The 11,876-nt window shown below is 44.1% G+C and carries 11 protein-coding genes; 4 read left to right on the forward strand and 7 right to left on the reverse strand.

Translation table 11 applies throughout. From position 1 onward, the window contains the following. The first annotated feature begins 170 nt into the window (after window positions 1-170). The 3 genes from M3P05_RS13705 (at window position 171) to M3P05_RS13715 (ending at window position 2,821) form a co-directional block, all read left to right on the forward strand. Window positions 171-1,034, forward strand: a complete 864-nt coding sequence (locus tag M3P05_RS13705; RefSeq protein WP_249700291.1) for a hypothetical protein — start codon at window positions 171-173, stop codon at window positions 1,032-1,034. A 117-nt stretch (window positions 1,035-1,151) separates the two neighbouring features. Continuing rightward, complete coding sequence (locus M3P05_RS13710) at window positions 1,152-2,123, forward strand: hypothetical protein (protein WP_249700292.1); 972 nt, start codon at window positions 1,152-1,154, stop codon at window positions 2,121-2,123. Further along, entirely contained in the window at window positions 2,108-2,821 is a 714-nt protein-coding gene (locus M3P05_RS13715; RefSeq protein ID WP_249700294.1) for a hypothetical protein, read from the forward strand. Before M3P05_RS13710 ends, M3P05_RS13715 begins: the two co-directional genes overlap by 16 nt. A gap of 204 nt (window positions 2,822-3,025) precedes the next feature. Here the strand turns inward: M3P05_RS13715 and M3P05_RS13720 are convergent, their stop codons facing one another. Both M3P05_RS13720 and M3P05_RS13725 read right to left on the reverse strand, forming a co-directional pair. Further along, window positions 3,026-3,643 carry a hypothetical protein gene (locus M3P05_RS13720; protein WP_249700295.1) on the reverse strand — a complete coding sequence of 206 codons (618 nt, stop codon included), beginning with the start codon at window positions 3,641-3,643 and terminating at the stop codon, window positions 3,026-3,028. 362 nt (window positions 3,644-4,005) lie between these two features. Further along, window positions 4,006-5,076, reverse strand: coding sequence for a hypothetical protein (locus M3P05_RS13725; RefSeq protein ID WP_249700296.1), 1,071 nt, complete (start codon window positions 5,074-5,076; stop codon window positions 4,006-4,008). Between the two features lie 210 nt (window positions 5,077-5,286). Between M3P05_RS13725 and M3P05_RS13730 the strand changes: the two genes are divergently transcribed. Then, on the forward strand, window positions 5,287-6,069 hold the full coding sequence (locus tag M3P05_RS13730; RefSeq protein WP_249700297.1) for a TrmH family RNA methyltransferase: 783 nt from the start codon (window positions 5,287-5,289) through the stop codon (window positions 6,067-6,069). Between the two features lie 43 nt (window positions 6,070-6,112). Here the strand turns inward: M3P05_RS13730 and M3P05_RS13735 are convergent, their stop codons facing one another. The 5 genes from M3P05_RS13735 to M3P05_RS13755 form a co-directional block, all read right to left on the reverse strand. Then, window positions 6,113-7,102: a substrate-binding domain-containing protein gene (locus tag M3P05_RS13735; protein ID WP_249700298.1), complete on the reverse strand. Its 990-nt coding sequence runs from the start codon at window positions 7,100-7,102 to the stop codon at window positions 6,113-6,115. Window positions 7,103-7,123: 21 nt separating this feature from the next. After that, window positions 7,124-8,194, reverse strand: coding sequence for a sugar phosphate isomerase/epimerase family protein (locus M3P05_RS13740; protein WP_249700299.1), 1,071 nt, complete (start codon window positions 8,192-8,194; stop codon window positions 7,124-7,126). A gap of 50 nt (window positions 8,195-8,244) precedes the next feature. Next, entirely contained in the window at window positions 8,245-9,231 is a 987-nt protein-coding gene (locus M3P05_RS13745) for an ABC transporter permease (RefSeq protein ID WP_249700300.1), read from the reverse strand. Then, window positions 9,215-10,711: a sugar ABC transporter ATP-binding protein gene (locus tag M3P05_RS13750; RefSeq protein ID WP_249700301.1), complete on the reverse strand. Its 1,497-nt coding sequence runs from the start codon at window positions 10,709-10,711 to the stop codon at window positions 9,215-9,217. Before M3P05_RS13750 ends, M3P05_RS13745 begins: the two co-directional genes overlap by 17 nt. Before the next feature lie 82 nt (window positions 10,712-10,793). After that, a complete protein-coding gene (locus M3P05_RS13755) occupies window positions 10,794-11,786 on the reverse strand; it encodes a sugar ABC transporter substrate-binding protein (RefSeq protein WP_249700303.1) in 993 nt (330 codons plus the stop codon). Window positions 11,787-11,876 lie beyond the last annotated feature (90 nt).

Consider the following 11,876-nt stretch of genomic DNA (forward strand, 5'->3'; position numbering starts at 1 on the left):
ATCTATTAGAACACAAAAGGGATAGTGCTCCCAGTCATCCTCCTGAAGGCACTCCAGAACCATGCTTCGCTAAGGAGTATGCGCTGTATTGTAATGGCCGTTTCTTTGGTTCTCTGTTTTATAGCTTTGACCAATCGTCACGATTTCCTACTGACTTTAATCGCGAGGGCATGTTGCCGGTTGAAATACAGAGCTGGAGAATTCAACTTGAATCATCACCGACCGATGAAGTTATTAAACTCGCAGAAAAATTTGAAGATAATAAGGATAAAGTTGATATGGTGTCGCATTTGAATATTATGTATTCAAGAGGAATAATAATTGATCGATTTATTCATGGGGTTGACTATTCCATTTCAGGAGAAGGAGCTATTGGGGCGGAGAAAAATCTTGGTGTATATTCATTTGTTGGAGAAGATATTGGAAAAGATAAAGATCTAATCAATTTTGATATGGGTAAACCAGAGGGGGGAGTAAGTTTCCTATGGAGCAGGCAAGAGGGCGGTGGCCAGACGCTGACAGCCGAAGAAAGAATACCTGATTCTGATTCAAATGTAACATTATCAGCTGTATCTCAAGATTCTATAGCTTCATATTATGCCAGTTTGTCAGAGGTGTATGCACAGAAATCTCGATTTAGTAAGTTGCTACTTGATATGGTTCGTAAAGGGCATCACCGGCCAAACATGAAAATGTTATTTATGTTTGGTTCGAATCAGGCGAGTTTGCTGAATAATGTTTGTCAAACTAAACAAGCTACGGATACATTCTGTTTTTTAAATCCAATCATGCGTGATGTGCTTTGTTCTTCAAAAGGTATGTGTCAGTTCGTTACCGCTCAAGGGCAACAATTAAAACCGGTGATAAATGAACACGGTGAAGTCTATCAGGTTATACAATCAGATCCGCCAGGTGATGCTAATGCCTGTGGTGTGGAGCACTGCTTTACATTGAGCCGCGATCGAAAAACCTGGTCCAGAATTGAATACAAGTATCCGGGCAGACCATCCATTATTGGCTATGCGCAAGCTTAAAAAAGCTTAAGGGGGAAGCGTCTGCTGGTTAATGTTACGCAATAAAATTGATTAACAGTCAGGTTAAAATATCTACTTATGAAGTGAATTTCGTTAACAAACATGGAGGACAATTCAATGGCAACACCGTTATCAAAAACACAGTCTGCTCAATCATCTCTTGAATCAATCACAGTTCACGAGAAAATAAATCCTAAGAGGGAACTTGAAAGTGATATCATAATTGGTGAATCAACTTGGAGAATTTTTGAGGAAACAGAATGTATCAAACAGTGTAGTGTTTGTATGAATGGTCTTACATCACATAGCTACTGCACAGAGATAGAACACGCATTGTGTGAGCGTTGTGTGGAAAAATTAGAGTCAACTGGTGCAAAAGGCTCTGTTTCAGATGAAAGTGGAAAAAGGCAAAAAACTCGAAAAAGGTCACATTCAGACAGTTTTAATGATGTGTTTCCACCAGAAAAAGTAACAAAAAGTAAGTTTTCCACTTTTAATGAAAGCAGAGCCGGAAATTCTTATAAAAATTCCGAGTTTGCGTCATCCCCCACAAACAAATGGATACGGAACTCCTCTGGACGCCTCGAAAGGGTAGATACAACAGTTAACGCAAGCAGAGCCGGTGCAAAATGTCCATTATGCGGAAATGACCCGGCTTCAGAAGATGAGAGAATAGAAATGAATAAATTCTTACAAGCAAACTTGGATTATTATCGCCTCGTCTGCACTGTACCATACTGTGGAAGAAAAGTGAATTACCGCTGTTTGGAGGAACACTTGGCTGAACATTCAGAGATGGATGTGATTATGGCCACAAAGTACGGGCTATATTGCGGAGGCCGCTACTTTGGTTCACTTTCTTATGAGCGATTATGGAAGTCGACAATTCCTCTTAGTAGTACAGCGCAAATAGCTGGGACTGAATGTCAAACATGGAAGCTTAAACTGATCTCGCCACCAACAGATGAACCGTTATGTTACAGAAAAGATGGTAAAGCCGATGTGGATAAGTTGAATATGGTATCTCACTATAATAATTTATATGGACATAAAATGGAAAATTTATTTATGGGGTGGATTATTTATTAGATCATCGTTTGTTGCCAAAATTAAAAGATGCTGATGAGGTTCCTGGCGTGACAGGAATATACGCATTTGCATGTCTGGATATTGATAGAAAAAAACTGTCTGATTTGGATGTTATAGATGATGTCAAGACTCATATTTTTTGGGTACAAAAAAAGGAGTATGACAGTGAGGATTCTCAAAGTAGGGCGGGGCTTTATATAAAGCCATCCCCTTTTAAATTACTACCTAAATATAAACAAGATGAATCAATACTGACATTTGATGTGCCGCCAGGGTATGATGAATTTAACAGGTATTCTAGGGAAGTCTTGCATCTTGCACGCAATGGGCACAACAAACATGATATGAAGCAACTGTTTATGTTTGGCACTAATTATGCCAGGCTGCTAGATGATGTCATTAAAAAGAAACAGCATTCAGAGACTTTCTGTTTTGTAAATCCGCTCATGTTTAATATACAGATTACTGCAGCAGGCAGAGCATGTTACATCATAGGCCATGGGCAGCGACTGTACCCGGAAGTAGATTCGAGTGGAAAAGTATGTAAAGTTATCCAGAGGGATCCTGAATACGATGCACATCCCTGCGGTATCGAATACCACATCACACCCAGTTATGATGACAAAATATACTCCAGGATTGAATTTAAGTCCAAAGACAGGCCTGATATTGTAGCCTGTGCGCAACGGAATAACTGAAGTAACTGCTCATTTTTACCATGGAAATGTCCACTGCATTCTCATTTTTCGTGGTGGGCATTTCCCGCTCATGGCTGTTTGCAGGCAAAAGTAGACTTTCGATAGGTCGTATCTTGGTATTACTGGGCTGCAGCCAATCGACTGAAAAGTTTGCCTACGAATTCTGAGCAGTTACTCACTGAAGCAAACTACAAAAACACATTTTCAAGAAGGCGTGGGAACTTCCGAAACAGTTTTCTTGCAGATTTCTTTAAAACAGTTGATATCTTCCTGTAGACGGTTTATTTCTTCAATAATCAATTTGTGTTGTGTCTTCAAAATATCAACTTCAAATTTAAGTTCTTCCTCAAGCTTTTTTTCTTCACTCCTTCTCTTGTTCTCATTTATTCTATTTTTAACTTTCCGGCGAAGATTTTTGGTGACTCGTATTTCACAATCAGATAATTTTTTCGTTTTATACAGTGCTTTTAGTTCATTATTGGGGATTTTCGCAACTGAATCTTCTGTAATACCAAGTTTTGCAAGTAGATACTTGTGATCGATTGCATTGGATGGCCGTGGATTTTTTTGGACAGTTCTCTTTACCATGGAAATGCCCGCTGCATTCTCATTTTTCGGGGTGGATATTTCCCGCTCTTGGCTGTTTGATAACTGAGGGGTTGATGTGGTGTTATTTACTACAGAACCTTGTTCTGTGTTTACAACGTTTGAAGCGAGACTGGCTTTGCAAGATCCTTCTACTTCTGGTGAGTTTTGCGTTGTGCAAGAATAAGCAGCAGAAGAGCTGGATGGGATTCCCGAATAACTGTTTGTTGTGTCCATAATGCTGGAACCTTATATAAAATTTGCCTGATGAACTATTAGTCAAAGATTATTAATCATCGTTCATAGCAAGCCGGTTAGCGCTGCTTGTATTCCATTGATTCTGGTCGTCTTTCTATTACAATTGATGAGCGTTATAGTTGGCAGTATTGATACGGGATCAAAACCATGGAGGCCCGACTGGCCGAGGGGTGGAAGCAGGAACTGATGTCCATGTCGAGTCATTTATAGGGTCTCTAACTTCCGTTAATAGTCGACGCCATCTCTCACTGAGGCTGCCTTCCGGCAAGCGTTAAACGCTGGATTCAAACACTCATTAAATCGGTGTAATGGATTCATTTATGATCCCGCCTCAAAAGGTTCTATTGTTTTGATAAGGGTTTTTGTCGATCTATAATACGATGTCGCATCTCTTTAATTAAATGTTCCTGACCCATATCCTTAAAAACCTGAATTAGCCCCATGGCAAAACCTTTATTTCCCGGAGCGTGGGTTTTAGGGTATCTATGCTTGTTCTCTATTGCCCGCATTAAAGCTATATATTGGTCAGATGGAGTTTGTATCATTAACCATTGTGTTAACGCTTGTGTGCAGTCGAACTCACTTGCAACCTCGTTTACGAGGTGAGAGCATTTTTGGGACAGGAAACTTAGAAAAAGTCGCGTTTCAATATTCCCGGTTGAGTGAAAACCCTGTAGATCCCCGTCTGCCTGGCTTGTGGCTGCTGCTGGCGTGCCTTTACTGATTTCCTCGGTCTTTTCTCTCCCCGCACTAACTTGACCTTGCAACCTATCTATTTGTGCTTTGAGATGAAGGCTTTCCGAACGCCGTTCCACTCTTTCTTGCTGTAATTGATCTTTTAGTTGGCTGCATTGGCTGTATAGTTGAGTTAATTCTTGTTTTAGTACTGCTATCTCTCTATCTTTTTCCTCCGGGCTTGCAGCCGATATGGGAGTTTGACTGGCACTTGTACCAGTAAGCTGAGCAGTAGGTTGGGTATGACTTGGTGATGGCTGTAAAATATCCTTAAACTTCTTGTCCAGTATTGCTGCATATTTTCCTAAACCATAATTATTATACACTTCTATCAGTGTATTTATTTTTTCCGGTAAGGTCTTTTGGCTGGCTTTGTCATATCGATCTATTATCATCATCAATACCCTTTGGCTCTGACCAGTGTTCCCCATAGCGCTTAAGTCTAACCATTCAACTTCTAAAGCAGTTGCAATTTGTACAAAATGGGCCGAACTTTCTTTAATACAAGGGCCGACCTTGCTGGCCAAAGTATATTCAAGCGTTGGAGGCTGCGCGGGTGGATAAATTGGCGTTGCACCTGATATTCCAGTATTGCCATACATAATAAAATTCTCCTGTAGTTTTTTAAGCCTTTGAAAAGCATCTTGCTTAATAAGAGTCACTTTTCTCTGTTTCACAAATGCTGTTCTAAGCGATTTTGCATCTGCTTAGCTGTTAGTCTTTATCACACAGGATATGTTCATAACGATTATGTCAGGCTGGTTCAGCGCGCTTGCAGTAGGAGGGTATTTATACACGGAACACAATATTGTCGTCTCCCTCTGTAGCTGGGCAGCATATATCTCTACTGCTATCATGCTGCCATTTTGCATAATCGTGGCACTGATATGAATGAGATGACCGGGGATTCCGAGCAGTACCTCAAGAAAAAGACGTTTTTCGACAGCCTGCTGACCATATATGGCCGCAAGCCTGTGCTGGAAGCTCTGCAGGATAAAAACCTGGATATCTACCGACTGCATCTGGCGGATAGCAATAGACCAGCCGGTATTATCAGCGATATCATCCGGGAAGCAGAAGCTCGTGGTGTAGAGATTCTTTATCACGATAAAAAGGTACTTTCCCGAATTTCCCGCAACGGTAAGCAGGACCAGGGCGTTGCGGCTGACCTCAGGCTTGCCCGCCAGCAGACGCTGGAGGAGTTTCTGGAGCAGAAGGGCGGTAAATCTTTCAAACTGGTAGCACTGGATCGTATTACTAACCCCCAGAACCTTGGCATGATTATTCGCTCGGTCTGTGCCGGTAATGCGGATGGTCTGTTATTGCCCAGAGCCGGGTGTGCAGCTTTGTCGCCTCTGGTTATCAAGGCCAGCACCGGTACTCTGTTTAAAGCACCGCTGATTTATTGCGATACTCTGGAATCTGGCCTGAAGGCACTGGAGCAGGCGGGAGTCACCTGCTGTGCTTTATCGTCTCATGCGAATGATTCACTGTTTGCCTTCTCACCCAAAGGTTCAGTGGCTTATGTGCTGGGGAATGAAACCGAGGGGGTCAGTGATAAAGTCTTTTCCCTTTGTGATCAGAAACTGAGTATTCCTATGAATAATGGGGTTGAGTCTCTGAATGTTGCCATCACCGCTGCCTTGATTGCTTTTCATGGAGCATCCTGAAAGACAGGGTCAATATTTGAAGACAAGGCTGGTTAAACCGGCCTTATCTCATTGCGACACTGCCTCGAATAATCAACTCATGAGGGAGCAGCCTGTCTCTGGCAGGTAGTCCTTTCATACTATCCATAAGGGACTGCATGGTGACTCTGCCCAGTTCAACCCGTGGTTGCAAAATGGTGGTCAGGGTAGGGAAGCAGTAACTGCCGATGGGAAGACCATCAAACCCCATAACCGACAGTTGTTCCGGAACGGAAATACCCAAACTCCGTGCCTGGTGAAGAACACCTATCGCCTGCGTATCTGCATGGCAGAAGATGGCCGTTGGCGGCTCTGCAAGAGAGTGAAAGTAACGCATGGCATTACTGCCACCGTCCGGGTTATACGCTTCGGCAACAATCAGCTGTTCATCGAATGGAATATTAGTGGCCGCCAAGGCTTCTTTATATCCCTGTAATCGACAGACTGTCAGGGGGTTATCTCCCATTCCGGTGACACAACCGATCCGGTGATGACCAAGTTTAATCAGGTACTCAGTGGCTTCCTTGGCAGCAGCCCTGTTATCAATGCCAACAGTAGGCAGCTTACGGTCTGGTTCATACTCACAGGCCATAACCAGTGGAGGCAGTGAGCTGTTAAGTTTGGCTTTCAACGGCTTTGGTAGTGGAACCCCCAGAAGAATCAGCCCATCCGCCTGGCGTGTGTAGACCAGTTCGCTGTAAATCCTATCCCGTTCCTGCTGGCTGGCATCCCCAAGAACAACCAGATAATCGTTGGCGACAGCTTCCTGTTCTATCCCTTTTATGATTTCTGAATAGAACGGGTTATCAATATCTGACACAACTACGACAACGGTTCGGGTCTCATTGCGCCTTAAACTTCTTGCCTGGGAATTGATCTTATAACCGGTCTCGATAACTGCCTGTTCCACACGCAGGCGGGTTGTCTCGCTGACACTTTCCGGTTTAACCAGCGTGCGCGAGACAGTCGCGGTAGATACGTTCGCCAGTAGAGCAACATCCTTCATCGTTGCCATACATATTTCCCTGAAATATCGCTATAAACGTTCTTGGTTCTTAGAGCCAAGTAATAATGACAGCTGCTGTTTGCTGACTCCCGAGTCTGCGAAATCATCAAAGCTTCGCTCGGTAACCGGGATGATATGCTCCTGAATAAAGCGGGCTCCCTCTTTGGCTCCCACTATGCTGTCTTTCAGGCAACATTCCCATTCAAGAACGGCCCAGCCATCAAAATCATACTGCGCCAGTTTGCTGAAGATTCCGTTGAAATCAATCTGCCCGTCTCCGAGTGAACGGAAGCGACCGGGACGATCAATCCAGTCCTGATATCCACCATAAACACCGGAACGCTCATTGCAATTCAGTTCAGCATCTTTTACGTGGAAAGCCTTGATCCGTTGATGGTAACGGTCAATAAATCCGAGGTAGTCGAGCTGTTGCAGAACAAAGTGGCTAGGGTCGTATAAAATATGACAACGTGGGTGATTATCAACAAGATCGAGAAAATATTCAAAGCTGGCACCATCATGGAGGTCTTCTCCGGGATGCAGTTCAAAGCAGATATCGGTATCTGCCTGGTCGAAAGCATTGAGTATCGGTTTCCACCTTTCTGCCAGCTGGGCAAACGCTTCCTCAACTAACCCCTTGGGTCTTTGGGGCCATGGGTAGATAAATGGCCAGGCCAGTGACCCTGAGAATGATGCACAGGCTTTAAGACCAAGGTTGGCTGAAGCCTCAGCTGTCATCAGCATCTGTTCATGGGCCCAGTCATGCAGGCTTTGAGCGTTTTTTCGATACGCTTCCGGTGCAAACTGACTGTAGAGTGGCAGGTAAGCTGGATGCACAGCCATTAACTGGCCCTGCAGATGGGTGGACAGCTCAGTGATTTGAATGTTTTTATCAGCAAGCTTTTCTTTCAGTTCTCTACACCATGTAGGATCAGATGCGGCTTTATCCAGTGGAAATATTGATGCATCAATTGTGGGAACCTGAATCCCTTTAAAACCACAGGACGAAGCCCACTCTGCCAGAGTGTCCAGATGGTTAAAGGGTGCATCCGGCCTGATAAATTGCGCAAGAAATATTGCCGGTCCTTTTAGCGTTTTCAAAGTCTGACTCCTTATTCATTATGTTGTATGACTGAACCAGGAAGAATTGATCAGTCACTTTTCTTATTCTGGAAAAGCACTGCAAGCAGAATGATGATCCCTTTGACCAGGCCGTTTAAGAAAGGTGGAATAGCTGCGGCAATAAGAATGCCTTCAATCATCTGCAGCATAATGGCGCCAAGGAATGTTCCGGCAATACGACCACGGCCACCACTCATGGCCGCTCCTCCGATAGCAACAGCGGCTATGGCATCCAACTCAAAAAATATACCGGCATTAACGGCTGTTATTGATGTCAGGCGGCCGATTAACAGAAATGCAGAGATACCAGATAAAGCACCGATAATACAGAAGGTGATAATCTTCACCCGGTGTACATTAATACCGGTCAGTCGTGCTGCCTCTTCATTGGAACCAACGGCATAGACATACCGGCCAAATTTGGTCTGGGACATCAGCAGGTGCATGGCAACGGCCAGGAAGACAAATATCAAAGCCAGGTGAGGTACACCGAGGGTACGGCCATTAACAACTGTGGTAATAGCCGACAGAACATTCATATCAACATTAAATGGGCCACCCTGGCCAATCTGAACAATGATCGAGCGGTAGGCAGACATAGTTGCCAAAGTAACTATAAAGGCAGCTATTCGCCCCTTAGTGATAAACATGCCGTTTATCCACCCGAGAATGCTACCGAACAGACTGCAGAACAGCAGGGTGACAACAATACTCTCAGTGGTGTTGAAAACGACAACTCCCAGGCCGGAGACCAGAGCAACGATTGCACCTACAGAGAGATCAATATTTCCAGAGATAATCACCAGTGTCATACCGAGGGCAATCACACCTTTGATAGCTGACTGTTTAAGCAGTGTTGATAAGCTGGTGTAGGTCAGGTAGTCCGGATTAATTATGGTGGCGATCACTGCCAGTACAGCAAATGAGATCAGGTAAGGGTGGTTCGAGAAGAAACGCTTCAAGGCTTCACCTTTGGCTTTCTGCTGAACCATTATGGCATCACTGGTTAATCGCATTCTTAACCTCCAGGTTGGACCCTGTTGCGTAATACATAACATTCATTTCGGTAAGTTCTTCGCGGGAGAGGATTGTGTTGACCTGTCCCATGTACATAACAAGGCATCTATCCGCGACCTGGTAGATTTCCGGAAATTCTGAGCTGAACAGAATGCAGCTTTTACTCTGTTCTGAGAGTTGATTGATTAAGTGGTAAATCTGAAATTTGGCACCCACATCGATTCCCTGTGTGGGGTTATCAAGAATCAGGATGTCTGAATCAAGCTCAAGCCAACGGGAAAAAATTACTTTCTGTTGATTACCGCCACTTAAGGATGTGATCAGGTTATCCGGATGCCCAGACTTAATATTCATGTTTTTCTGGCAGCGGGAAAATCGTTCACGTTCCTGTGGTTTTCGAACAAACAAGCTGTTGCCATTATTCGAGAAGCTCGCCATGGACAGATTATCCTGAATACTCATATCAGGAATGATTGATCGTTCCTTCCTGTTGCGGGGGATCATTGCGATGCTGGCATCAATGGCATCTTTTATCCGGCGATGCTTTGAGACTTTTCCATTAATTAGAATTTCGCCATCAGTGGTATGGCGTGCGCCGAAGAGACATTCGGCCAGCTCCCCCCGGCCATCACCAAACAGACCGGTAATAGCCAGTACTTCACCTTTCTTGAGGCTAAAGGAGACATCTCTAAAATACGGTTTACAGGAAAGGGCATTGATATCCATGACCGAACTATTGGTATTGGCAGGCTTAACAACTTCATCGCTGTCTATTTTTCTGCCAACCAGCAGTTCTGTAGCTATATGTTCATCGATATCCTTGATTGCGCCAGACTGAATAAAGCAACCATCACGAAATACGGTATAAGAATCACAAATCTCAAATAGTTCAGGCATCTTATGCGATATATAAATCACGCTAACGCCTTCGTTTTTTAATGAGCGGATAATATCAAAAAGGTTGCTGATTTCTTTGTTTGTCAGTGCCGTCGTGGGCTCATCCATAATAATAAGCTTGCAGTCAAACAGCAGTGCTCTGGCTATTTCAACCAGCTGTTTTTGGGAGGTATCGAGATCCCGAACTTCTGTCAGCGGGTCAATATCCACATTCATTCTCTTGAAAACAGCAGTGGATGCTTGAATCATTGCTAGCTTATCAAGTCTGCCATATTGGGAGGTTTTCTCCCTTCCCAGAAACAGGTTTTCATAAGCCATAAGATCATTCACCAGATTCAGCTCCTGGTGGATAAAGCGAATCCCGAGGCTAAATGATGTATTGGTATCCAGTGTTGAGCAGTCTTTCCCATCAATAATGATGTCACCGGAATTCTGATTATAGGTACCACCAAGAATATTCATCAAAGTCGACTTGCCGGCACCATTTTCTCCCAGCAGTCCATGGACTTCTGCATCGGTCACTGTGAAATCAACACCTTTCAATGCCCGGGTAGCACCAAATGATTTCACGATGTTGCGCATTATTAAATTCATGGGGTGACCATCGTTGATAAATACCGGGAAGCTCATTCTTCCCGGTATTGGTGATATGAAACCAGCTCAATTACAGGGAGTAGCGGATCTTGAATGTATTCCCGTCGCGATAAGCATTAACATTGCTGTTATCAACTTCTTCGGTTTCAATCAGGTATTGACCGGAGACCTCCTTGCCATCAAGAACGTCGATACCTTTCTGAATGGCATCACGTACCATGGCGGGGGAGAAGCTGTATCCAACTTGATCGATACCAGTATCAGACTGGTATGGCTCAAAGTTTTCAAGCAGTTCTTTGGGCAGGCTGACTGAAGTGACCAGCTTGATATTGAGTTTCTTTGGCCCATCGTAGGATTTGATAGCCATAAGCACGCCAGCTGCAACTTCTGCATCGTGGGTGAAAACAGCCTTGATGGAAGATACGGTGTCAGCATCGCGGGAGTTAATAAAGTTCTCCATTTGATCCTGAGCGGTAGCGCGCTGCCAGCCGGTATCAAACTGCTGTACGACGTGGATTTTCTTTTTGGCAGTGGAATAGAAACCGTCAGAACGCTGCTGGGGAACTGTAGAGTTGTCACCCTTGAACTCAAGGATGTTGACTGGGTCTTTGGTGTCGGCAAAGTATTTGTTCAGGTATTTGCCAGCCATCTCACCAATTTTGATATTGTCACCCAAAACTTCAGCAGTGGGTTCCATACCAGTGATCAGTCGATCATAAACAATCAGAGGAATATTTTCGTTCAGAACGGACTGGGCTCCGGATCTCAGCTCATCACCGTTATGGGGCCAGAGCACGATGGCATCGACTTTTTCATTAATCAGGGTATCCAGCTGATTATTCTGTTCAGAGGCTTCTGCAGATGTCAGGAATTTATAGTTATAGCCTTTGGCTTCTGCGAACTCCTTAGTCGCTGCCTCGGCATGTTTGATACTTTCTCCCAGGAAACCATGGGTAGCGTTGGGCATGACCACTGCCAGTGTTTTGGTAGTAGTTTCGGTTTCGCTCGAACACCCAGTTACCAGGGCAAATGACATAAGACAGAGACTGAGTAGTTTTTTCATTTTGTCGTCCCTCAATGGCTGATTTCTGTAGCTGTTTCTGTTCTCGATATGTTTTAAGTCAGTGATTGGTTGGCCTGCCTTTTTCTCTGG

The organism is Parendozoicomonas callyspongiae, assembly GCF_023502345.1.
Taxonomy (GTDB): Bacteria; Pseudomonadota; Gammaproteobacteria; order Pseudomonadales; family Endozoicomonadaceae; genus Sansalvadorimonas; species Sansalvadorimonas callyspongiae.

Bases quoted from the DNA above. Each gene is read 5' to 3' on its own strand.
- M3P05_RS13710 (WP_249700292.1), top strand. From the start codon at position 1,152: ATGGCAACACCGTTATCAAAAACACAGTCTGCTCAATCATCTCTTGAA.
- M3P05_RS13755 (WP_249700303.1), bottom strand. From the start codon at position 11,786: ATGAAAAAACTACTCAGTCTCTGTCTTATGTCATTTGCCCTGGTAACT.
- M3P05_RS13750 (WP_249700301.1), bottom strand. From the start codon at position 10,711: ATGCGCAACATCGTGAAATCATTTGGTGCTACCCGGGCATTGAAAGGT.
- M3P05_RS13730 (WP_249700297.1), top strand. From the start codon at position 5,287: ATGAATGAGATGACCGGGGATTCCGAGCAGTACCTCAAGAAAAAGACG.
- M3P05_RS13735 (WP_249700298.1), bottom strand. From the start codon at position 7,102: ATGGCAACGATGAAGGATGTTGCTCTACTGGCGAACGTATCTACCGCG.
- M3P05_RS13705 (WP_249700291.1), top strand. From the start codon at position 171: ATGTTGCCGGTTGAAATACAGAGCTGGAGAATTCAACTTGAATCATCA.
- M3P05_RS13720 (WP_249700295.1), bottom strand. From the start codon at position 3,643: ATGGACACAACAAACAGTTATTCGGGAATCCCATCCAGCTCTTCTGCT.
- M3P05_RS13745 (WP_249700300.1), bottom strand. From the start codon at position 9,231: ATGCGATTAACCAGTGATGCCATAATGGTTCAGCAGAAAGCCAAAGGT.